Origin of the sequence: Caproicibacterium argilliputei (assembly GCF_029211325.2) — a bacterium.
Taxonomy (GTDB): domain Bacteria; phylum Bacillota; class Clostridia; order Oscillospirales; family Acutalibacteraceae; genus Caproicibacterium; species Caproicibacterium argilliputei.
Map to the genome: position 1 here is coordinate 196,813 of NZ_CP135996.1, position 23,035 is coordinate 219,847.

The window sequence follows — 23,035 nt, forward strand, 5'->3', positions numbered from 1 at the left end:
CTTTTTTGCCATTGGGGTTACCTCCTTTTTGAATGTTTCCGTCACCATTCATTTTATCGGAGCCTCAATGGCTTTTCTATGCCTGCACAAAGCACTTTCGCTTGGAGGAGGCAGGAATGCCGAGACTCTGTCGATACTTAGCAACGGCACGTCTGGAAATTTCAAGACCGCATTCCCGGTTTAGCAGCGCCGCTGCCGTTTGGTCGGAGAGCGGATGGAACGGATCCTCCCTGTGAAAGATATCCTGAAGCCGGTTTTTTACTTGCGCGACAGAAACATTCGTATGCCCCAGTCCGTTGGTAAAAAGCGAACGTATGCTGACAACACCGTGCCGGCATAAAATGTACTTTCCCTGTACGGCACGGGATACGGTTGATTCATTGAGGCGCAATTGCTCCGCGATTTCCTGCATGGTCATCGGCCTTAACGCATCTGCGGTTTGTGAAAAATAAAGTTCCTGCAGCTTTACAATCACCTGCAGGACTGCCGAAATGGTGCTTTCCCGTTCAGAAAGTTCAGTGAGTAAGCGGGAAGCCGCCTGTATTTTTTCTTTTAGATAGGCTTTGGTTTCCGGTGTGTCCGGGTGCTCGTACAGGCGCAAATAGAACGGATTGATATAGATTTTCGGCAGATAAGTACGGTTGCTCTGTACGGCCCAGCTGCCGTCTGGTTTCTTAAAAATCTGTGCTTCGGGAATGACGTAAACCGTTTCTGCCGCGGAGCCGCGGCATCCACTGGAGGGGATGGGGTTCAGGGAGCGGATTGTGCGGCAACCTGCCTGCGCCTGCTGCACGGAAATTTTCAGCCTGCTTGCAATGGCGCGAATTTGATTTTGAGCCAGTAAATCCAAACAGCTGTCTGCAATTTGCAAAACATAGGGTTCGCAGGCAGGCAGCCGCTGCAACTGCAGCAGCAGGCAGTCGCGTAAGTCATAGGCGCCGACACCGGCCGGTTCAAACTGCCGTATCAGTGCAAGCGCTTTTTGGGTTTGGGCGGCGCTGACCCGCAGGTCGGCGGCAATTTGTTCCGGAGAGCAGCACAGGTAGCCACGGTCGTCCAGATTGCCAAGAATGTAGCGACAGATTTTCAGCAAGGTCGGTGCAGCCTGAATTTCCAGTAACTGCTGTTCCAGAAAATCATGAAAATCCGGCTGTGCGGCGGCAGCATAAAATGGATCGCGTTCTTCCTCTCCTTTGGGGAGCCCCCTGCGGCAATCCGGTTGGAAAGCTTGCTGCAAAAAGTCCGGGACACCGTCAGTAGGCGCTGCATCAGGCTCGCCTTCTTCTAAAACCGGATTGTCACAAAGGGCTGCCGCCAGGTGCGCCCGCAGATCCGGCAGCGGCATTTGCAGAACCTTGAGGGATTCCCGCTGCTGCGCGGACAAAAGGAGCTGCTGCCCTTGCTTTAAAGTCTGCCCGGCTTTCAAGGAAAGTTCCATTTTGCGGTACCTCCTGTAAGCGGCGCTTGCTCAGCGCTTTTCGCCCAGCGCCTGAATGAGATGGCATCTAGTATCGGCAATTGCACCGGGACTGACGGAAAACTCATCCAGACCGTCTGCCAGCAGGGTCGCTGCTGCCCGTTCGTCAGAAGCCAGCTCGCCGCACATACAGCACGGAATTGCGTTTCGGTGTGCAGCTGTGATGGTTCCGGAAATCAGACGCAGCACTGCCGGGTGCATAGGGTCGTAAAGTTCGGAAACCGCTTCGTTCATGCGGTCGGCGGCAAGGGTGTACTGCGTCAGATCGTTGGTGCCGATGCTGAAAAAGTCCACCTGCTTTGCAAATTCCTCTGCCAAAACCGCAGCGGAGGGAATTTCAATCATCATACCGGTTTGGATGTTGCGGTCATACGGGCTTCCCTCTGCATCCAACTGGGACTTGCAGTGTGTCAGTACTTTTTTCGCGGCATTCAGCTCACCAAAACTGCTGATCATGGGGAACAGGATGCGGATGTTTCCGAAAGCGGAAGCACGCAGAATAGCCCGCAGCTGGACTTTGAACAATGCCGGATGCTTCAGGCACAGGCGGATGGCGCGCAGCCCCAGAAACGGGTTGGCTTCTTTTGGCAGCGGAAAGTACGGCAGGCTTTTGTCGCCGCCGATGTCTAGCGTGCGGATGGTCAGCGGCTTGCCGTTCAGCATTTGCGCGGCTTGCCGAAAGACGCGGAACTGCTCCTCTTCGGTGGGCATTTTTTCACGGTTCATGTAAAGAAACTCGGTGCGGAACAGACCGACACCTTCCGCACCGTTTTGCAGAGCGAGGGAGAGGTCGTCTATGCCGCCGATGTTTGCGGCAACGAGGATGCGCTTTCCGTCTGCCGTGAAAATCTCCCTGCAGGAACCGGCAGTCTGTACGGCTGCGCTTTTATGCCGCATGAACTCCGCTGCAAGTGTACGGTAGTTTTCAAGTGTCTGCCGGTCGGGATTGACCAGCACATCGCCGGAAACGCCGTCGACAATCACTTGGTCGCCGCTTTGCACATTCTGCAGAAAATCCCGGCAGCCAACAACCGCCGCAATGCCGAGTGCCTTTGCCAGAATGGCGGTGTGGGAGGTCTGCCCGCCAATTTCGGTTACAAAGGCGGAAACTTTGGATTTATCAAGCTGCGCCGTGTCAGAGGGCTTCAAAGAATCGGCAATCAAGATGGTGTTTTCCGGAAGATTCTTGAAGTCAGGGCCGCTTCCTTTTTTTGATAAATTACGCAGAATGCGCTCACCGATATCTTGAATATCGGTGGCGCGTTCGCGGATATAGGCATCGTCCATTTCCGCAAATGTCTGGTACAGCGTGTGCGTGATATCAGAAATCGCTGTTTCTGCGGAAAGGTGCTGGCTGCGGATGGCAGAAAAAGCCTCTCCAAGGAAAGCAGGGTCTTTTAAAAAGGCGGTTTGGCTTTCTATGATGGCGGCGTTTGCTTTGCTGCTTCCTGCAATCCGCAGGATTTGGGCTTTGGCAAGGTCAGCTGCTGCCTGCAGGCGTGCCGTTTCGGTGTCGGCATCCTGTGCCGCGTGGATTTCCGATGGCTGCTCAAACGCTTCCAGTACCAGAGCGGTGCCGATGGCATAGCCCTTGGAAACGCCAATGCCGGTAAACAGGGTTTGCGTTTTCATGTTATTCTTCACCGCCAAACTTTGTGGAAATCAGCTCAACCAAAGCCTGCACCGCTTCTTTTTCGTCTTCACCGTCTGCTTCAACGGTCACGGTGTCGTCCATTTTGGCACGCAGTGCCAGCAGATTGATCATCGACTTGGCAGCGGCGATGCGGTCGCCTTTTTTTATGCGGATGTCCGACGCAAACTGCCCCGCCGTGTTTACCAGCAGGGAAGCCGGCCGCGCGTGAATCCCAATCTTATTCATAATTTTGACGGTTTGTGATGTCATGGTTCATTTCCCCCTTGAAAAGTGTTTGATGAACTTTAACAAGCATATTCCGTGCCAAAATGTGCCGCCCTGAAAAACTCAGGCAGGATGCACACAGTTCGGTTCTGTAAAAAATTTAGAAAGGTAGCAAAACTCATCCTCGGAAATGGAGATTTGAAAGGCGGAGGTCAAGGGCACGCAGGCTTCCTTGATTTGGTGCAAAAGTGCTTCGTTTTGGTTCCGGTAAGCTTCCTTTCCGGGAAAAGCGCGCAGTGTACCGTTTGAAAGCAGGCGGTCTACCATACAGCCCATGTGGCAGTACAAACCGATTTTTACATCCGGCGTGAGGGTGCAGCCGGACTTTTGCTCCATGCCTTCCACTGCTTTCCGCACAGCGGCTAAGAGCCTTGGCCCATCCGCGTTTTTCAGCATGGTGGAGAAAGTACCGCTGATGTTTTCTAGTGTACATTCCTGATCCACGGTTTTCTGGATTTTTGTCAGGGCGTTTCCGTCAATCACTTCCGACAGGCGGTAGTGAGCGACCGGAAAACCGACATCGAACGAGCTGATGATGCAGATGATTCTGCCGATTTTTGAGATGGTCTCAAGCCGCTCCCGGATGTTTTCAAAGTCAGTCAGCTTGAGCGCAATGGTCTCGCAGATTCCGCCGTGGTAGTTAAGCTGGCTGTCCAGAATATTTTTAATTAAAGCAGCGCTGCCCTCACCGGTGGTGCAGATGGAAATGATGAAAATCCGCGCAAGCCGTTCTTTGGATGGCAGCGCCGGCGCGCCTTCCGGAGAAAGCTCCTGAATACGCATAACGGCGCGGTAAATTTCCTCCAGGGAATACCCCAGAGAGGCTTTGCGCGCCGCTTCAACCACGTGCAGGGTGCTGACCAGTGGAATGGCTTTTGTAGGAGTACCAAGTTCCTTTTGAACGGCGGGTGCGAAGTTCAGCAGGGAGCCCATGTCGACTAAAAGCAGCAGGCCGGATTCCGCGGGGTGCTGGTGCAGATAGTCCTTTAGGTGGTGGTAAACCGCCTGCGGACTTTCGTCCAAGAGCGCGTTAATGCCAATGGCGGCATCCTGAAATCCAAGCAGTCGGTTGGCGGTTTCCGCCATGGAGGCGGCGGTGGAAGATCCGTGCGCAATGACAATGACGCGCACCTTTGCTCGCTTCCCCAAGCAGTCAATGTTAAAAAAAGCGGCCAAAAACCCGGCTTCGTCGATGGGCATTTCCACGTCAAACTGGTCGTTGATGATGGCGAGTCCTTTCAGCGCTGCCGAAAACTCCTTTGGATAGCGTTTGCGCATATTGTTGAGCTGCGGGTTTACAATTTTTCGCCCACGCTGTACGCGGTTAATCGAGTTGTAGATGTGGATGGACAGCCCATAGCGCACATCATCCTGAAAGGCTCGTGTCAGTTCTCTAGAAGCCTGCGATAAAATTTCATCGGCGGCATAAATAATCTTCATACCGACCAGATTTTTAAGGTTTGAAAAACTCTGCGTGCCTGCTTCCTGTGAAATGTACTTCTGAAAGTACAGTTCAATATCGCTGTTCAGTTCCTTTTCAATCTCCTGCTCGCTGGCATGGGCGTTTTTCAGTTCCCGCATACGTTCGTCAATCATGTCGTAAATGGTTTCGCTGCTCTCATCGCGGGTGAAAAGCGGTGTTTTGGCGGTGCTATCAAACACGCAGAAGCGTTTGTTCATGCCGATATAACGCTTCCAGATGTCACGGTGAGAGGTTTCGCTGAAAAGACCTTTGCGAATGGCGTCCGGCAGGTCAAGGCTGACGATACACAGTTCGTCCTTTTTTCCGGAAACATAGTCAGAGTACGCGCGGGCGCACAGGATCTGAATATCATTTTTCAGCTGTCCGATGTTGTTGGGGCAGGGGTAGCTTAAAAGGGAGCGTACCGAGTTGACGGAAACAGAAATGGGTTTGCCAAGGCGTGCGGATTCTGCGGTAAAAAACGTGCTGATTAGGTTCAGCCGCTCGTCAGTGCTGCGCTCCGAAAGACTGGGAATTTTAATCACCATCGGGATTCTGCGTACGAAGGTTTTCAGCAGGTTAGAACCGGGGTCTTCGGTTGTCGCACAAATCAGCAGCACTGTGGCGCTGCGCTGGGCATCAGTTTCGCCAAGCCGTCGGTAAATGCCTTTATCCATAAAGGTAAACAGCATTTCCTGCCCCTGCGGCGGCAGGCGGTGCACTTCATCTAAAAATAAAATGCCACCGTCCGCTTTTTCAATCAGCCCGGGTCGGTCGCTGTCCGCGCCAGTGTAGGCGCCTTTTTTTGCACCCATTAGCTGGCTGAGAAGCAGCTGCGGATTGTCGGCATAATCTGCGCAGTTAAAGTCGACAAAGGGGCCGTCTGCAGCCAGACAGCCTTTCTCGTGCGCATATTGATAAATCAACTCGGCAAACATGGATTTGCCAACGCCGGTTTCCCCGAAAAAGAGCATATGCATACCGTGCGGCGGATACAGAACGGCGGCTTTGGCTTCCTCCACACAATGAAACAGGCTGTGGTTGCTCTGTACAAAAGCATCCAAAAGCAGCTCGCCGCTTTGGCACACGGTTGCTTCTGCAATTTTATAATAGATGGGTTTGGAACCGTACTTTTCTGCCAGACCGGCTTTGCACAGGGCGTTCAGGTCACTGCTGACGTTTGCGCGGGAAAGCCCTAAGTCCTCTGCCAACTCACCTGCCGAAATGCCGCGCTGCCCGGTCAGCTCAGCAAGCCGTTGTTTCACGGTGTCTATTCGTTTCAAAGCGCAGTCCTCCCCCATTGAAATGATATACACTTTGTATTATAGACGTTGTGCATTAAAAAGTCAACGAACAAAGACTTTTTATAGGCAATGTGTTTTAAATACACAGGCAATGTGTTTGAAAAAGGACTTTTTTCAAAACACATGGGCGCCTGCTGTTTTTCTGCAGAAGCAGCGGGCGCTTTGCTGAAAAATTTAAAAAAAATGTGTTTTGGCACGCTTCTTGCTGGGTAAAGTGCAGCAAGAAATTTATAAGATGCAGGTGGGTAAAATGGAAATCGAAACAATGACCATGCAGCTGATTGTCAACAGCGGCGATGCGAGAAGCAGAGCAATGGAGGCGATTGCCCTTGCCAAAAAAGGAGAAATCGGCGCTGCCAGAGAAAAGCTGGAGGAAAGTAGAAAGTTCCTTACGCAGGCGCACCAATTTCAGACAGACCTGATTCAGGAGGAGGCGGATGGAAACATCAAAAGCGTTTCGCTGCTTACAGCACATTCACAGGATCATTTGATGAACGCCATTACGGTTTCAGATATGGCGGGGGAGTTTGTAGACCTTTACGAAATGATTTTTCATAAAAAAGGAGCGGATTGAGTTATGACAAAAATTACACTGGTTTGCAACGCGGGTATGTCCACCAGCCTTTTGGTGAGCAAAATGAATCTGGCAGCGGTAAAGTCCGGCGCGAATGTGAAAATCCGTGCCATCGCGGAAAATGAATTTGACAAGTACGCAGATGACACGGACATTCTGCTGCTGGGCCCGCAGGTGGGCTACACGCTCAAAAAAATGCAGGCAAAGTACGGCGCAAAGGGCATTAAGATGGCGGTTATCAGCAGTATGGACTATGGCATGATGAATGGAGAAAAGGTGCTGCAAGCCGCGCTGAAGATGTAGGGAGCGCGGCCGGAAAGGGTGAATGAATTATGAAAATGAATGAACAGACACAGGAAAAGATTCAAAACATAGCGGCTGCATTTGCAGGGAACAAGTACATTCAGGCAATTTCCAGAGCGATGATGTTCATCATCACACCCATCATCATCGGTTCCATTTTTACACTGCTCGCGAACCTGCCCATTCAGGCGTACACGGACTTTTTGAGTCAACACGGCATTACACCGATTTTAAATCTGCCGGCGACGTTTACAACCAACATTATGGCAGTGCTTGCCGTTTTTTTCATCGCCTACTTTTTGGCGAAGCAGTTTGACAAAGACGGCACCATGGCGGGTATGCTTGCCTTAATCAGCTTTTTCATCATTACACCGCTTGGCGAACAGACCACAAAGGACGGCACGGTGAATTATATTCCGTTTGACTGGCTTGGCGCGAAGGGACTGTTTGCCGCCATGCTGGTCGGGCTTTTGACTGCACGGCTGTACGTCTGGTTTATGGACAAAGGCTTTACGATTAAAATGCCAGACAGTGTGCCGCCGGCTGTATCGACTTCTTTTGCCGGTCTGGTTCCCGGTTTTGCGGTTTCTATTATCGCGCTGCTGGTGGCGGCTGTTTTCAAAGCCACACCTTACGGCAGCCTGGATCAGCTGATTTACACCTGCATCCAAATTCCGCTGCAGGGGCTGTCCGGTACGTTCGGCGCATTTATCTTAGTGAATCTAATTATCGGCATTTTGTGGTTTTTCGGCATTCACGGAACCAATATCGTGCTGCTGGGTGTCATGTATCCGCTGTATTTGGCGCTGGATATGCAAAACCTGAATGCCTACCAGGCAGGGCAGGCGTTGCCGAATATCCTTGGGTACCAGTTCTTTGTCTGCTATGTCATTTTCTCAGGAACCGGCGCGACCATTGGCCTTGTGCTGCTGATGGCGTTTAAGGCGAAGAGCAAGCAGTACCGGACGCTGGGGCGGCTTGCCCTGCCTACCAGCATTTTTAATATCAACGAACCAGTTACTTTTGGAACGCCGATTGTCTTAAACCCGTATATGTTGATTCCATATCTGCTGGCGCCGATTATGACCGGCTCCATTGCTTATGCGGCAACCGCTATCGGGCTGGTACCGCGGCTCAATGGGGTGCAGATTCCGTGGTCCACGCCGATTATTGCCTCCGGCATCATTGAGGGCAGCTGGCGCATCGCGGTACTGCAGGTCGTTTTGGTTGCAGTTTCTCTGGCGGTCTATTACATTCCCTTTAAGTTTATTGATAAAAAAGCCTATGAACAGGAGCACGCAGATGAAAACGTGCAGAATGCCCAGGAAGCAGAGGCCTGAAACCGCTTTTTAGCAGAAAGGAAAAACAAAGATGCAGGGAGTTAAAATTGTTACAATTGGCGGCGGCAGCAGTTACACGCCGGAACTGATTGAGGGATTTATCAAGCGCAAAGATACGCTGCCGGTTCGGGAAATCTGGCTGGTGGATATTCCGGAAGGCAAGGAAAAACTCGAAATTGTCGGTGCGCTTGCAAAACGCATGGTCAAAGCGGCAAAGCTGGACTGCCAAGTGCACCTGACGCTTGACCGCCGGGAGGCGCTTGCCGGGGCGGACTTTGTCACCACGCAGTTCCGCGTGGGGCTGCTGGACGCACGCATTCGCGATGAGCGCATTCCCCTGAGCCACGGGTTGATAGGGCAGGAAACCAATGGCGCAGGCGGTCTGTTTAAGGCGTTCCGCACCATTCCGGTGATTTTGGACATCATCAAGGATATGCGCGCGCTTTGCCCGGATGCATGGTTGGTCAACTTCACGAACCCATCCGGTATGGTTACGGAAGCAGCCATACGGTATGGTCAGTGGGAAAAAACCGTGGGGCTGTGCAATGTACCGGTCATTTCCCAGAAGAAGTGCTATGAGATACTGGGACTAAATGAGGAAAAGCAGGAGTTGTTCTTTCAGTTTGCCGGTTTGGATCACTTCCACTGGCACCGCGTTTGGAACAAAGCGGGCAAAGAAATTACCAGGGACCTGATCAATCAGGTTTACAGTCCGGAAAATGCCGGCAAGTATCAGATTGTAAAGAACATCAAGGAGATTCCCTATAACTTTGAGCAGATTCAAGACCTGGGGCTGCTGCCCTGTTCCTATCACCACTATTACTACCTGACGGCGGATATGCTGGAGGATCAACTGGAAGAATATAAAGACCATAAAACCAGAGGGGAGCAGGTCAAGGCAATCGAAAAAGAGCTGTTTGAACTTTACAAAAATCCACAGATGGACAAAAAGCCGGAGCAATTAACGCAGCGCGGCGGTACCTATTACAGCGAGGCTGCCTGTGAGCTGATTGAATCCATTTATAGTGACAAGCGCAATCTGATGGTAGTAAGCACCCGCAACAACGGTACCATCAGCGACCTGCCTTATGACTGCATTGTGGAAGTTTCCAGCCTCATTACCAGCCACGGGCCGGAGCCGCTGAATTGGGGCAGCTTCGCGCCAAATGTGCGCGGGCCGCTGCAGCTGCAGAAGGCAATGGAGGAATGCACGATTGAAGCAGCGGTCACCGGAGATTACGGCAAGGCGCTGCAGGCATTTACTATGAACCCATTGATTACAAGCGGCAGAATTGCAGCACAACTGCTGGACGAGATGCTGCTTGCAAACCGGGAATATTTGCCGCAGTTTCAAAGCAAAATCGCGGAATTGGAGTAATGCGGAATGGAAAACAGTACATTCCCTAAAAACTTCCTCTGGGGCGGCGCAACCGCCGCCAACCAGATTGAGGGTGCATGGAATACGGACGGCAAAGGTGACAGTGTGGATGACCACTACACAGCGGGCAGCGCGCAGGCGCCCCGGCGTGTAACACCGATACTGGAACAGGACGCTGTTTACCCGAACCACCGCGGTATTGATTTTTATCACCGGTATCGGGAAGATATTGCGCTTTTCGCAGAGATGGGTTTTAAAGTTTACCGGATGTCGATTGCGTGGTCGCGTATTTTTCCGCATGGCGACGACGAAACCCCTAACGAAGCCGGGCTGGCGTTTTACGATCGTGTTTTTGAAGAACTGCGGAAATACCATATCGAACCACTGGTGACTATCTCACATTACGAGAGTCCCTATGCTTTGACGGAAAAGTACGGCGGTTGGAAAAACCGTGCACTGATTGATTTGTATGTCCGCTATGCAGAAACCATTTTTCAGCGCTATCAAAAGCAGGTCAAGTATTGGCTGACCTTTAACGAAATCAATATGCTGACCAACCCTTTTGGTGCGTACATCGGCGGTGGAATGCTGCCGCAGCCGGAGCGGGATATGCGGCAGGACTGCTTTCGCGCGCTGCACAATCAAATGGTGGCAAGCGCCAAGGCGGTGCAGGTGGGGCACCGCATCAGCCCGGACTTCCGTATCGGCTGTATGATCTGTTTCATGGCGGTTTATGCGCGCACCTGCAATCCAGCGGATGAACTTCTGACTCAGCAGTTCGACCAAATTCATAATATGCTGGCGGGTGATGTGCAGGTGCGCGGCGCGTACCCCGCGTATGCAAACCGCTTCTTTGAAGAGAACCACATTGATGTCGGCATGACGGCAGAGGACGCGCAAACGCTGCAAAAGGGCCGCGTGGATTATTACACATTCAGCTACTATATGTCGAACTGCATTGGCGCGGATTCCGGCGAAACCGCCTCCGGCAATGTGATGGGCGGTTTAAAGAATCCGTATCTGCAGACTTCTGCGTGGGGATGGCAGATTGACCCGCAGGGTCTGCGCTGGGTTTTAAATCGCGTGTATGACCGCTACCAGATTCCAATTATGGTGGTGGAAAACGGGCTTGGCGCGGAAGACCGCGTGGAACCGGATGGCAGCATTTGCGACGACTACCGGATTGATTACCTGAAACAGCATATCGAGCAAATGCGGGAAGCCGTTAAAGACGGGGTGGATCTGCGCGGCTACACAACGTTGGGACCGATTGACTTGGTCAGCGCGAGCACAGGCGAGATGAAAAAGCGGTACGGCTTTATTTATGTCGACCTGCAGGACAATGGCAGCGGCACACTGGAACGAAGAAAGAAAAAGAGTTTTGACTGGTACAAACAAGTCATTGCTTCTAATGGGGAAGACTTGACGGTGTCACTGTAACAAAAGGAATCTCTGCAGGATTGGACTTTGCAGAGGTTCCTTTGCTGTATTGGTATCGATTCGGCAGAATTTTCCGTGCGCAGCGGGTTTTGGGTTGAAAACCAAGCGCAGATTGCATACAATAAAAGAACAGCTTCTCTGTTTCGCAGAGGACTGCAGAAAGGAGGCAGCAGCCATGCTGTTCTGGATTCTATTTTTGCTTTTTGGCGGTCTGTTCCTGGCGTCTTTTTTAAAGGAGCGTCGGCAGTTCCGCAACGCGGTTTATCTGACGCTGACGGTGTTCTTTCTGCTGACAGCAGTCGCCGATGCAACTACAGGCTCGGCTGTCAGCGCACTGATTCTGATTTTTCTGTTCGTGCTGCTGCCGCTGAGCATTGTGCCGATTTCCTTTGTCTTTTTGGCAGAGGGCGTTACATCTATCAGAAAAGAAGGCTTTGCGGTGGCGCACGTCCTTTCCATTGCGTTTGGCGTGGGTGTGTGGCTCTTCCTGCTGGCAGCGCGGTATCTGTTTTCAAATGCAATCAACAATCCGGTACGGGAACTTTTCGCTCTGGTTGTGTTGGCAGGTGTATATGTGTTTTTCACTTTTGCCGCGCTGCTCCTCTACTCGACTTTTTACCAGATTGTGCCCAAAAAGCGCGACTGTGATTTCATTATCATTCATGGTGCGGGCCTTTTGGAGGGGCGCCGGGTTTCACCGCTGCTTGCCGGTAGATTGGACAAGGGGATGCAGGTGTATGAACTGTCCGGCCGCAAGGCAAAAATCATTGTTTCCGGCGGGCAGGGCGGTGACGAGCAGGTTTCAGAAGCGCAGGCGATGCAGGACTATCTGCTGCAGCACGGTATTCCGCAGGAAAGCATCCTTTTGGAGGAGCGGTCAAAAAACACCTTGGAAAATCTGCAGTTCTCAAAAAAAATCATGGACAGCCTTCTACCTGCCTATTCTTGCATCTTCGTCACCAATGACTATCACGTTTTTCGGGCGGGCACTTATGCGCGCCGGATTGGGTTGAATGCCGAGGGTGTTGGCTGCAAGACAGCCTTTTATTACTGGCCGAACGCCTTTATCCGCGAGTATATCGCCATCATGCTGCAGTACAAAAAAGCGCCGGTGTTTCTTGCGGTGCTGTGGGTGCTTGGCGTGATTCTCTGGGAATTGGCAACCTATAATTTTTGACCAAACAGGGAAAAGACCGCCCGCGGAAACAATCTGTTTTAGGGGAAAGCGTGTCAGCGCTTCCCCTGCAGCGCCCAGTTCTGGTTTTCGCTTTGCAGACTGACCATGCGGCGGAACGTCCCGTCTTGCCGCAATAGTTCCGCCGGTACGCCGGCTTCCACTGCCTTTCCGTCGGCGAGCACAACCACCTTGTCTGCACCCAGTACAGTGCGCATCCGGTGGGCGATAATCAGCACGGTCTTGTTTTGAATCAACTCGGACAGTGCTTGCTGCACAGCGGTTTCGCTTTCCACATCCAGACTGGCGGTGGCTTCGTCCAGCAGAATGACAGGGGCGTTTTTCAGAAGTGCCCGCGCAATGGAAATACGCTGCCGCTCGCCGCCTGAAAGCGTGGAACCGTTTTCGCCAATCACGGTTTGGTAGCCTGCAGACATTTTTTGTACGAAGTCATCGCACTGCGCAGCCTTTGCTGCCGCAAGCACTTCGCTATCGGTGGCATCTCGGCGACCCAGACGGATATTTTCCAGAACGGTATCGTGGAACAGTACAACATCTTGAAAAACAATGGCATAGTTTTTCAGCAGCGTTTCCGGCTCTACGGTAGAAACATCCACGCCCCCCAGGGTGACGCGCCCGCCGTTTACATCCCAGAAGCGCGCCGCCAGCTTGGCAGCTGTGCTTTTGCCGCCGCCGGAAGGCCCGACCAGCGCCGTCACTTCGCCCTGCTTTGCGGTAAAAGAGACATCCTTCAGCACACCCTCGTCCTCTTTGTAAGCGAAGCGCACATGGTCAAATACAATGTCATAGCGCTTGGGTGCGAAGTGCTTTGTGCCGGTCTGCACCGGTTCTTCCTCTATGGCGCGCATACGCTCGATTTGCAGCTTGGCGTTAAAGGTTGCGGCCAGATTCATAAAGCAAATATTCAGCGGGTCATAAATTTGCGCCGCAACCACCAGAAAAATCAAAAACACCGTCAGGCTGATCTGCCCGGCAACCAACAGGCGGATTCCCACCAGTACCGTTGTGGCGATGCCCAGCCGCAGAAACGCCTGCGCGGATGTAACGACAATGCCGGTAGCGAGTTCCGAGTGGATCGCGGCGGATTCCGCGCGGTGCAGCTTTTTCTGCAGGCCGTACAGGTAAGTTTCCTTTTGATTGCACGCTTTGATATCTTTTACTGTTTCCAAAAGTTCCTGCATTCCATCGGTAGCGGCGCGCTTTGTGAGGATGCTGCGTGTACCGAAGCGGTCCTGCAGCCGGCGCGAGCCGAAGATCAGCAGTGCCGAAAAGGGCAATACCCACAAAACGGCAAGACCCATGCGCCAGTCAAAGAACAAAAGACCAACTGCAATCAGCGCAGTGGAGAGTATCGTACCGAACAGCTGCGGGATGAAGTGGGAAAACGCTTGCTCCAGAGAACTGCAGTCTGCCATCAGGGTGGCGGTCAAGTCCGAAAGGTCGCGGCGACCGAAGAAAGACAGCGGCAGTTCCCGCAGCTTTTCGCCGAGCGTTACGCGCCGCTGCGCACTTTCCGTGTAAGTTGCAACGTACAGGCTGCCGTACTGGAAGTGGTGTACCAGATAGATGAGTGCTGAGAGGAACACGCCAATTGCTGTGTAGCCCCAGATGCCCGCGGCGGGGTTTCGACCTTTTTGTATCGCTTCCGTCAGGTGCATTAAAACATTGACGAGCAGTGCCACCGGCAGCATAAGACTCAGATTGGCCGCAATGGTCCAAAGTACAGCGCGCACCAAATCCCCGGCGCCCTTTTCGCTTAGGGCAAAGGTTTTTTGTATTTTGCGAATCATGCGTGTGCCTCCTTTCCGACTTTCCAGAGCGCCGAGGTCTGGTAGTCCTGCCACATACGGGCATAAAGCCCGCCCTGCGCCGTCAGCTCCCGGTGCGTGCCTTGTTCCGCAATTACGCCATTTTCCAATACAAAAATCCGGTCTGCGTTTACCACCGTAGAAAGCCGGTGTGCAATCATCAGGACGGTTTTGCCTTTTGTCAGGGTTTCAAAGGCTTTTTGAATCAGTGCTTCGTTTTCCGGGTCAGCAAATGCGGTGGCTTCATCCAGCACGACGATGGGGGCATCTTTCAAAATGGCCCGTGCCAGCGCAATGCGCTGCTGCTCGCCGCCGGAAAGGTAAACGCCTTTGGTACCGACAACGGTGTGCAGGCCATTCGGCAGCTTTGCAAGGATGTCATCGCATTGGGCGGCGTGGGCGGCTTTTCGCACCTGTGCTTCCTCTGCCTCCGGTCGGGCGGCGCGGATGTTTTCCAGCAGCGTGGTTTTAAACAGGCGGGTGTCCTGAAAAACAAAGGAGATTTGCTGCATCAGCGCGGCAGAGGAAAGCTGCCGCACATCCGCACCGCCCACCAGCACCCGCCCGCTTTGTACATCCCAAAAGCGCGGAATCAGGCTTGCGGCAGTTGTTTTGCCGCCGCCGGACGGCCCGACCAAAGCGACGGTTTCTCCCGGCGACACAGAAAACGAAAGGTGCGAAAGTGCCGGCTGCGCAGCGCCGGGGTATGTAAACAGAACATCCTGAAATACCACAGAACTGTCTTTTGCGGTCACAGGCTGCGCGGCCTCCTCTAAAGGCGGCTGCGCAAGAATTTCTTCGAGCTTTCGGACGGCCTCGTCTGCCTGCATGACTGCTTCGCTGGCATACATAATGCGCATCAGCATCAGTGCGCAAAACGGCGTAAAAAGTATATAAAACAGAACGTTTGCTAAGGCAATCCAAGGTTCAGCTGATGCCGCGCAAAGCAGCAGACCAGCGGGAATGAGCAGCAGGAAAGTGCTGTTCAGTATGGTGGTAAAGCCGGTCATAGGGACCCGGCAGGAAAGGGTATACTCCACCGCCATATCACGGTAGTTCATGATGGCGGCGTAAAAAGCCTTAAATGAAAAAACTGTCTGCTGAAACACTTTCACCACGGGGATACCGCGCACATACTCTGTGGCCTCTGCGCTTAGGTCTTCAATCGCGCGCTGATACCGCTTGAAAAATCCGGCGTTTTTTCCGCCCATCATCTGTTTCATCAGAAAGACAGCGGCAATCAGCGGCAGCAGGCAGAGCAGACCCAGCTTCCAGTCAAAAACGAACAGCAGCACGATTGCTCCCAGCGGTGTGACCACCGCCCCGACCAGATCGGGCAATTCGTGCGCCAGCAGGGTCTCGGTCATGCCGGCGTTGTCATCGATTTGCTTGCGCAGGCGACCGGACTGGTTCGCAGAAAAATAGCCCAGCGGCAGGTCAACCAGATGACGCGCTGCTGCGGCGCGCATATTGCGTGCCGCACGAAAGGCGGCAAGGTGCGTGCACATCAGCGCAACGAGGTAAAGCAATGTGCTCACTGCGGAAAAGAGCAGCGCAAGCCACCCAAAATGTACCAGACCGGCAGCCTTTGAGAAATTCGGCATTACTTCAAAAACGCCGCGCGCGGTGAACCAGATGCAGATGTACACGGCCATTGCAAGCAGCGCGGCAATCCCAGAGAGGGCGCACCCCAGCAGGGTGAGCTTTTTCCGGCTGCCCGCGTAGCCGAGCAGCCGCGACAGACTGCTCGGCTTTTTGGAATTGCGGTTCATGGAATCACTCCTTTTCAAGTTTGGTTAGCGTTAGCTAACTTATGGTCAAAAAAGATGGGGTTCAGTACCCCATAACTTCTTTCCAACCTGCAGAATAAAAGGCTTTCAGTTCCTTTACAAAGCGCACTGCCTGTGCTTGCGGCATATCGTGCCGAACCATTTCGAACAGCGCGGAAAACATCCCGCTGATTAGAATATGCTCCAGCGCACAGTTAATTTCTTTCACTGGCTTGCCAAGACTGCGCTGCACCTGAATAAACCGGTGTGTGCTTTCTGTTTCTATTTCGGTCATGGTTTCCAAGTAGTGTGCATAAGTTGTGCCGTCAGCGCAGCAGATAATCAGTTTAAACACATCGAAGTGGGCGTAAATGTACAGCACCATCCAGTCCATGCATTCGCCGGAGATTTTGCCCATCTGACCGAGCTGCTCCTCGTGGGGCAGAGCCGCGAATTGCTTCTGTGCGGCTGTGAAGCGGGTGAGCAGGGTTTGAGCAGGGGTGCGGACCAGCGCCGTAAAGAGCGACTCTTTGCTGGGAAAATAACCATAAAATGCGCCGGTGGTTACACCGGCTTCTTTTACAATCTGCCGCAGGGAAGCGGCGCGAAAACCGTTTTTTAGAAATTCCTGCTTACCGGCCTCCAAAATACGCTGCAGGGTAGGGGAGTCATGCATAGGCAAATGGTGCCTCCAAGTGTAACAGTGTTATATGACAATGCTATCCTAGCATACGCGCGGCTCTTTGTCAACGGCCTTTTTGCACAGCGGGGATGCTTTCTGCTGCTAACACGGGCAGGGTCGCTAAAAAGGAGGAAATCCTACCGCCGAAATCGTAAGATTCTACAAATCATACTTGACAAACAGAATCCAGTTTATTACAATAGAATTGTTAGGGGGAGGATGGCTTGCTGATTACAAAGGAAACCGATTATGCACTGCGCACCCTGCGGGCACTGGCCGGCGGCAGCCAGCTGACTGCGGAACAGTTGGCTGCCGGTGAGCAGATTCCCCGGCAGTTTGCGTACAAAATCCTGAAAAAGCTGCAAAAAGGCGGCTTGGTGCGCATTCTACGCGGCGCCGGCGGCGGCTTTCTGCTGGAAACGTCGCTGAAGAAGGTCACCTTGTATCAGCTGATGCAAGTTATGGGCGAGGATTTCTCTGTGGTGGATTGCATGAAGCCCGGCTATGCGTGTACTTGGCAGGAACACCACGGGGGTGCGCTGTGCTGCGCCCACCAGAACCTGGCGGGTATTCAGCAGCGCTTGAATGAGGAACTGAATGCCCATTCTCTTGAGGAAATTCTGTTTGGCAACTAAGGCGCTTTTCGTGCCGGACTGCGGCGGTTCAGCTGCGGAGCGATTCTGCAGCTTGATGTGGTTTAGGTGGGCAGCGCGTTTTTTTACCGCAGAAAGTGGACAAAATTTATCAAGTATATCAATGCCAAGGGAGGAAATGTAATGTTATTTAAAACGACACAGCAGCACGAAGCGCTGCGGGAAAAGGTTCGGAAATTCGCAGAAGAGGAAGTCAAGCCGATCGCATTCCTGCTGGACAAGGAAAACGACTTTCCGAAAGAAGCCGTGGAAAAGCTCGGTAAAATGGGTCTGCTCGGTATTCCGTACTCGAAGGAATACGGCGGCATGGGGCTGGACATGATTAGCTATGCCATTGCCGTGGAGGAACTGGCACGGATAGACGGCGGTACCGGCGTCATTCTTTCCGCACATACCTCGCTCGGTTCCTGGCCGATTTTTGCGTTTGGCACGGAAGCCCAGAAGCAAAAGTACTTAACGCCGCTGTGTCGCGGCGAAAAGCTGGCGGCGTTTGGCCTGACGGAAACCAATGCCGGCTCTGACGCGAGCGGTACGGAAACCACGGCCGTGGACAAGGGCAGCTACTACCTGCTTAACGGCAGTAAGATTTTCATTACCAACGCCCCTAAAGCGGACACCTATGTTGTGTTTGCCGTCACGACACCGGACATCGGAACACACGGCATTTCCGCCTTTATCGTGGAAAAAGGGTGGAAAGGTTTTGAATTCGGTGACCATTATGACAAAATGGGCATCCGTTCTTCCTCTACGGCGGAACTGATTTTTAACAATGTCAAGGTTCCGAAAGAAAACCTACTGGGCAAAGAGGGGCAGGGCTTCAAAATCGCCATGGCAACGCTGGACGGCGGTCGAATCGGCATTGCGGCGCAGGCGCTCGGCATCGCACAGGGCGCGTTTGACCTGGCAGTCGATTACGCAAAGGAACGCGTGCAGTTTGGCAAGCCGATTGCGTTTCAGCAGGCGCTTTCCTTTAAAGTGGCGGACATGGCGACAAAACTGCGCGCCGCGCGCTTCCTGGTTTATTCTGCGGCAGAGCTGAAAGAGAATCAGGAGCCTTATGGTATGGAATCCGCGATGGCGAAACAGTATGCTTCCGACATTGCGCTGGAGGTTACCAACGATGCCATGCAGATTTTCGGCGGCACTGGTTACCTCAAAGGTATGGAGGTGGAGCGGATGTACCGCGACGCCAAGATTACCACGATTTACGAGGGAACCAACGAGATTCAGCGTGTGGTCATTGCTTCGCATATTCTGGGCAGACCGCCGAAAGCGGCGGGCGCTGCCGCACGGGTGAAGAAGCCCGCGCCGATTACCGGTATTCGCCGCAAAATCATTTTCCGCGAGGGCAGTGCCAAGGAGCAGACTGCAGCCCTTGCGGAGGCACTGCAGAAGGACGGATTCGACTTTACCATCGGTGTTCCGCTGGACACCCCCATTGCCAAGGCGGAGCGCGTGGTTTCTGCAGGCAAGGGCATCGGAGAGAAAAAGAATATGGCACTGATTGAGCAGCTTGCCAAAGCGGCGGGTGCGGCGGTCGGCTCATCCCGCCCCGTGGCAGAAACGCTCAAGTATCTGCCGCTCAATCGCTATGTGGGAATGTCCGGTCAGAAATTTACCGGTAATCTGTACATTGCCTGTGGAATTTCCGGTGCAAGCCAGCACCTCAAGGGGATTAAGGATGCTTCGGTCATCGTGGCAATCAACAAGAACCCCAATGCGCCGATTTTTAAAAACTGTGACTACGGCATTGTGGGGGATGTGCAGGAGGTGCTGCCGCTGCTGACGCAGGCATTGGGCACCGGCGACAAGCAGCCCGCCCCGCCGATGGTCAAAATGAAGCGTCCCGTCATGCCAAAGCCGGAACCAATCGGCCCCCGCTATGTATGCAGCGGCTGCGGCTATGAGTATGTGCCGGAACTGGGTGACGAGGACAGTGAAGTGAAGCCCGACACTTTGTTTAAGGAATTGCCGGAAGACTGGGTCTGCCCTGCGTGCGCGGAGCCGAAAGACCAGTTTATTCAGGCATAACGGAAAGGAAGAAAATTTATGTACTGTGTCAGAAATGTAACCGAGGATTTATATTGGGTGGGTGCCAATGACCACCGCCTTGCCCTGTTTGAAAACGCCTACCCGATTCCGCGCGGCGTTTCCTACAATGCTTATCTGCTGCTGGACAAAAAAACCGTGCTGTTCGATACTGTGGATTGGTCCGGCTGCCGCCAGCTTTTGGAGAACACGGAGCACCTGCTGGGCGGCCGCACGCTGGATTATGTGGTGGTTAACCACTTAGAGCCGGACCACGCCGCCTCTTTGGAGGAAATTCTGATTCGCTGGCCTAATGTAACCATCATCAGTAACGAAAAAGCGTTCATGTTCATGCGGCAGTTCGGCTTTCACATTGATTCACATGAGCTAGTGCAGGTTGAGGAGGGCGATACCTTTTCCTTCGGCAAGCACACGGTCACATTTGTGTTTGCCCCCATGGTGCATTGGCCGGAAGTCATGATGACGTTTGACACAACCAACGGCGCACTTTTTTCTGCCGATGCATTCGGGACGTTCGGCGCTTTGGACGGCAAGCTGTTTGCGGATGAAGTCAACTTTGACCGGGACTGGCTGGATGACGCCCGCCGTTACCTGACCAACATTGTGGGTAAGTACGGGCCGCACATTCAGCTTGCGCTGAAAAAGGCGGGCGGCATTCTGGATCAAATCAAATTCATCTGCCCACTGCACGGGCCCGTGTGGCGCAAGGACCTGATGTACTTTATCAATAAGTACGACACCTGGAGCCGCTATGTGCCGGAGGAAAAAGGCGTGCTGATTGTGTATGCCTCCATGTACGGCAACACCGAATCCGCGGCGCAGGCGCTTGCCTCGCGGCTTTGTGAGCGCGGTATGACCAACGTTGCAGTATATGATGTGTCCTCTACGGATGTTTCCCAGCTGATTTCCGAGTCGTTTAAGTACAGCCACATCGTGCTGGCGTCTGTTACCTATAACCTTGGCATTTACCCGGCCATGCACAATTATCTGATGGATATGAAAGCCCTGAATGTGCAGAACCGTACGGTTGCCATCATCGAGAATGGCACCTGGGCAGCGGAGTCCGGTGACCTGATGCAGAAATTCCTGAACGAAGAGATGAAAAACATGACCGTGCTTAACGAGCGCGTAACCATGGCTTCCTCCCTCAGCGCAGACAAGGAGCCGGAGCTTGAAGCACTTGTCACGGCGATTTTGGATTCCATGAACTAAAAAATACAGAAAAGAGCCGTCCCCAAACTGAACTGCCCCAGAGTTAATGGACAAAGAATAAAAAGCCCTGTCGTAGAATATTGTAAGATTACGCAACCTGATGCCGCTTTTCAAGTGGTGTCAGGTGCGTTTTTGTTTGGATGCGCTCATTGTTGTAGAAATCTATGTATTCATCGATCAGTTGTCTTGCTTCATCAAAAGAGGAAAGCTTATGGCGGTAAATACATTCAGTTTTAAGAATGGAAAAGAAATTTTCAGCCAATGCATTGTCATAGCAGTTACCACGTCTTGACATAGATGGTGTGATGCCGTACTCTTTGGTTAGGTTGAAATATGCTTGTGAGGTGTATTGAAACCCTTGGTCGCTGTGGAGGTGCAACTCCCCGGCGGCCGCTTCTTTTTCCACAGCAAGTTTGATTGTATTCAAAACAAGATTTACCGTCTGTTCGGTTCCGGTCTTGTAGGCGACAATGCTGTTGTCAAAGAGATCGCGAATCATAGACAGATATAGAACACCTTGGGCCGTGTGTATGTATGAGATGTCTGTTACCCATTTCTGATTAGGTCTGTCGGCAACAAAGTTTCGATTCAACACGTTTTCATATTTGTGAAGTTGCTGTCCCATTTGCTTGTACTTCTTACGACGACGTATTTCAGAGAGCAAACCATATTTATTCATGATGCGGAGAACCGTTTTAGGGTTGAAATGCAAAGATTTCTTACGTTCCAACCAAATTTGAACTCGTCTGTAACCGTAAGTTTTACCACAGCTTTTCTGACACTCCGCTATGAGTCCAGCAAGTTTTGTATTACGTGGCAGTAATTCACGGCGCTTTACATAGTCGTAGTAGCCGCTGCGCGATACCCCAAAGAATTTGCACATGATTCTTACCGGATATTTCTCACTGCGACAATAGATTACTTCATATTTTATGGCAGCTTTCACTTCCTTCCAACAGCGTGAAGAAAATCCCGCAGCAAATCATTCTCCATTTTTAACCGTTTGTTCTCGTATTTGTATTCTTGCAATGTGACGGCAGGCTTACGCCCCCGTCTCTTTGGCGAAAGTCCTGCTTCTTCACGATCTGCTTCTTTGTTGTGTCGGTTAATCCAGTTCTTTATCTGAATTTTGTTTAAGGCAACACCGCACAATGGCATAAAAAATCCACGCCATCTGCCAAAGGCGGCAAACAGCGAGGAACTCTCCCAATTATATCTGCGAAGGCAAACGCAATCAGACTGACAGGCAGGGCCTGTCAGCCAGAATCAGATTCGCCAACGCAAACATCATATTCAGTTTGGCGGTCTGCTTTTGCAGACCTCGGTATCGCGTCTTTCGGTACCGTAACAGACCTTTCACAACGGCAAAAACATGTTCTACTTTGGCACGAACCGATGACTTTTCGTGCTCTCTGCGCTTGAGTTGGGCTTGCGACCTGTTGGAACCCTTTTTGATTTGCGATGGGCGACGATTGAACTTGTAACGGATACGCTTGCCAGCATTGTTCTTTATAATGGCATCCTCGCGCTTTTCCGCTCCCAAATATCCGCTGTCTCCGTATACAACGCTTTCCTCTCCGGTCAGCAGTTTGGAGGTCATGGCGACATCATGGACATTGGCGGCCGTTACCTCAACCGTGTGAACAAGCCCGCTATCCTTATCCACCCCAACATGTGCCTTGTAGCCAAAGTGCCACGCATTGCCCTTCTTCACCTGATGTGCATCCGGGTCTCGCTGCTTCTCCTGATTTTTCGTGGAGGACGGAGCGGCTATGATGGTGGAATCCACAATGGTACCCTTTTTCAGAAGCAGTCCCTTTTGTTGCAGCAAATTTGCCACCTGCGCAAACAACTGCTCCTGCAAACCGTTTTGTATGAGAATATTACGAAATCTTCCCAGCGTATCCCCGTCCGGCACCTGATTGCTTGATTCCACGCCGCAGAAATCCGAAAAGGCACGACTGTCGATCGTTTCAGCCACCGTTGCTTCGTCGGATAGATTATATAGGTTTTGCAGCAGATACAGCCGCAGCATCAGTTCCAAATCATAGGGCTTGTTTCCGTGCTCTCCTTTGTAGTAGCACGGCTTGATCATGGCCACCCATTTCCCCCATGGAACGATGCGCTCAATCTGCTCGAGAAATTCTTTTTTCTTCGTACGCGCCTGTGCCAGTTCATCGCACAGAGCTGACATACTCATCTGCTTATCCATATACCTATTTTATCATATCTCGCTTCTTACCGCAGCTTTTTTTCTGTGCGGTGTTGCCTTAATCCTAATTCATCTGCAATTTCTTGTCTCGTTTTTCCTGCTGCCCTCATCGCCAGAATTTTCGGCTCAAATGCTTTTATATTCGTCCAACTTCTTTTCATAAAAATTGCCTCCCTTCGTAGTTTAATTATCCTACGATGGGAGGCTTTTTTGCAATGTCCGTTTTTACTGGGGCAGTTCAAACTGCCATGCAGCTTTG

Annotated in this window: 20 protein-coding genes; 9 read left to right on the forward strand and 11 right to left on the reverse strand. The window is 52.2% G+C overall.

Annotated features, from left to right (window positions below; all coding sequences use genetic code 11):
• Positions 1–76: 76 nt before the first annotated feature.
• From rpoN to PXC00_RS00925, 4 genes are all read right to left on the reverse strand, one after another.
• Positions 77–1,438 (reverse strand): RNA polymerase factor sigma-54, encoded by a 1,362-nt coding sequence (rpoN, locus tag PXC00_RS00910; RefSeq protein ID WP_275844836.1) that lies wholly within the window; start codon positions 1,436–1,438, stop codon positions 77–79.
• Between the two features lie 30 nt (positions 1,439–1,468).
• Positions 1,469–3,109 carry a phosphoenolpyruvate--protein phosphotransferase gene (ptsP, locus tag PXC00_RS00915; protein ID WP_275844835.1) on the reverse strand — a complete coding sequence of 547 codons (1,641 nt, stop codon included), beginning with the start codon at positions 3,107–3,109 and terminating at the stop codon, positions 1,469–1,471.
• Between the two features lies 1 nt (position 3,110).
• On the reverse strand, positions 3,111–3,380 hold the full coding sequence (locus PXC00_RS00920) for an HPr family phosphocarrier protein (RefSeq protein WP_275844834.1): 270 nt from the start codon (positions 3,378–3,380) through the stop codon (positions 3,111–3,113).
• Between the two features lie 78 nt (positions 3,381–3,458).
• A complete protein-coding gene (locus PXC00_RS00925; protein WP_275844833.1) occupies positions 3,459–6,140 on the reverse strand; it encodes a sigma 54-interacting transcriptional regulator in 2,682 nt (893 codons plus the stop codon).
• A 271-nt stretch (positions 6,141–6,411) separates the two neighbouring features.
• Between PXC00_RS00925 and PXC00_RS00930 the strand changes: the two genes are divergently transcribed.
• From PXC00_RS00930 to PXC00_RS00955, 6 genes are all read left to right on the forward strand, one after another.
• Positions 6,412–6,735 carry a PTS lactose/cellobiose transporter subunit IIA gene (locus PXC00_RS00930; protein WP_275844832.1) on the forward strand — a complete coding sequence of 108 codons (324 nt, stop codon included), beginning with the start codon at positions 6,412–6,414 and terminating at the stop codon, positions 6,733–6,735.
• Positions 6,736–6,738: 3 nt separating this feature from the next.
• Positions 6,739–7,038, forward strand: coding sequence for a PTS sugar transporter subunit IIB (locus PXC00_RS00935; RefSeq protein WP_275844831.1), 300 nt, complete (start codon positions 6,739–6,741; stop codon positions 7,036–7,038).
• Between the two features lie 29 nt (positions 7,039–7,067).
• A complete protein-coding gene (locus PXC00_RS00940) occupies positions 7,068–8,378 on the forward strand; it encodes a PTS sugar transporter subunit IIC (protein WP_275844830.1) in 1,311 nt (436 codons plus the stop codon).
• Between the two features lie 31 nt (positions 8,379–8,409).
• Entirely contained in the window at positions 8,410–9,756 is a 1,347-nt protein-coding gene (locus tag PXC00_RS00945; protein ID WP_275844829.1) for a 6-phospho-beta-glucosidase, read from the forward strand.
• A 6-nt stretch (positions 9,757–9,762) separates the two neighbouring features.
• On the forward strand, positions 9,763–11,196 hold the full coding sequence (locus tag PXC00_RS00950) for a glycoside hydrolase family 1 protein (RefSeq protein WP_275844828.1): 1,434 nt from the start codon (positions 9,763–9,765) through the stop codon (positions 11,194–11,196).
• 175 nt (positions 11,197–11,371) lie between these two features.
• Positions 11,372–12,373 carry a YdcF family protein gene (locus tag PXC00_RS00955; RefSeq protein ID WP_275844827.1) on the forward strand — a complete coding sequence of 334 codons (1,002 nt, stop codon included), beginning with the start codon at positions 11,372–11,374 and terminating at the stop codon, positions 12,371–12,373.
• Between the two features lie 53 nt (positions 12,374–12,426).
• On the opposite strand, the gene PXC00_RS00960 is transcribed toward PXC00_RS00955, so the two are convergent.
• The 3 genes from PXC00_RS00960 to PXC00_RS00970 form a co-directional block, all read right to left on the reverse strand.
• A complete protein-coding gene (locus PXC00_RS00960) occupies positions 12,427–14,181 on the reverse strand; it encodes an ABC transporter ATP-binding protein (protein ID WP_275844826.1) in 1,755 nt (584 codons plus the stop codon).
• Entirely contained in the window at positions 14,178–15,971 is a 1,794-nt protein-coding gene (locus tag PXC00_RS00965; protein WP_275844825.1) for an ABC transporter ATP-binding protein, read from the reverse strand. Before PXC00_RS00965 ends, PXC00_RS00960 begins: the two co-directional genes overlap by 4 nt.
• A 61-nt stretch (positions 15,972–16,032) precedes the next feature.
• Entirely contained in the window at positions 16,033–16,644 is a 612-nt protein-coding gene (locus PXC00_RS00970; protein WP_275844952.1) for a TetR/AcrR family transcriptional regulator, read from the reverse strand.
• Between the two features lie 230 nt (positions 16,645–16,874).
• Here PXC00_RS00970 and PXC00_RS00975 point away from each other — a divergent pair, with 230 nt between their 5' ends.
• From PXC00_RS00975 to PXC00_RS00985, 3 genes are all read left to right on the forward strand, one after another.
• Positions 16,875–17,285: an RrF2 family transcriptional regulator gene (locus PXC00_RS00975; RefSeq protein ID WP_275844824.1), complete on the forward strand. Its 411-nt coding sequence runs from the start codon at positions 16,875–16,877 to the stop codon at positions 17,283–17,285.
• Between the two features lie 141 nt (positions 17,286–17,426).
• A complete protein-coding gene (locus PXC00_RS00980; RefSeq protein WP_275844823.1) occupies positions 17,427–19,334 on the forward strand; it encodes an acyl-CoA dehydrogenase family protein in 1,908 nt (635 codons plus the stop codon).
• Positions 19,335–19,352: 18 nt separating this feature from the next.
• Entirely contained in the window at positions 19,353–20,564 is a 1,212-nt protein-coding gene (locus PXC00_RS00985; protein ID WP_275844822.1) for an FprA family A-type flavoprotein, read from the forward strand.
• An 88-nt stretch (positions 20,565–20,652) separates the two neighbouring features.
• Here the strand turns inward: PXC00_RS00985 and PXC00_RS00990 are convergent, their stop codons facing one another.
• The 4 genes from PXC00_RS00990 to PXC00_RS01005 all read right to left on the reverse strand — a co-directional run bounded on the left by PXC00_RS00990 (position 20,653) and on the right by PXC00_RS01005 (position 22,937).
• A complete protein-coding gene (locus PXC00_RS00990) occupies positions 20,653–21,510 on the reverse strand; it encodes an IS3 family transposase (RefSeq protein ID WP_316935040.1) in 858 nt (285 codons plus the stop codon).
• The gene (locus tag PXC00_RS00995) at positions 21,507–21,722 is read right to left on the reverse strand and encodes a hypothetical protein (RefSeq protein WP_316935041.1); all 216 of its coding nucleotides are present in this window, start codon (positions 21,720–21,722) and stop codon (positions 21,507–21,509) included. The genes PXC00_RS00990 and PXC00_RS00995 overlap by 4 nt, the downstream gene beginning before the upstream one ends.
• Before the next feature lie 76 nt (positions 21,723–21,798).
• Positions 21,799–22,764: an IS5 family transposase gene (locus PXC00_RS01000; protein WP_316935202.1), complete on the reverse strand. Its 966-nt coding sequence runs from the start codon at positions 22,762–22,764 to the stop codon at positions 21,799–21,801.
• Positions 22,765–22,802: 38 nt separating this feature from the next.
• Positions 22,803–22,937 carry a hypothetical protein gene (locus tag PXC00_RS01005; RefSeq protein WP_316935042.1) on the reverse strand — a complete coding sequence of 45 codons (135 nt, stop codon included), beginning with the start codon at positions 22,935–22,937 and terminating at the stop codon, positions 22,803–22,805.
• Positions 22,938–23,035: the final 98 nt, after the last annotated feature.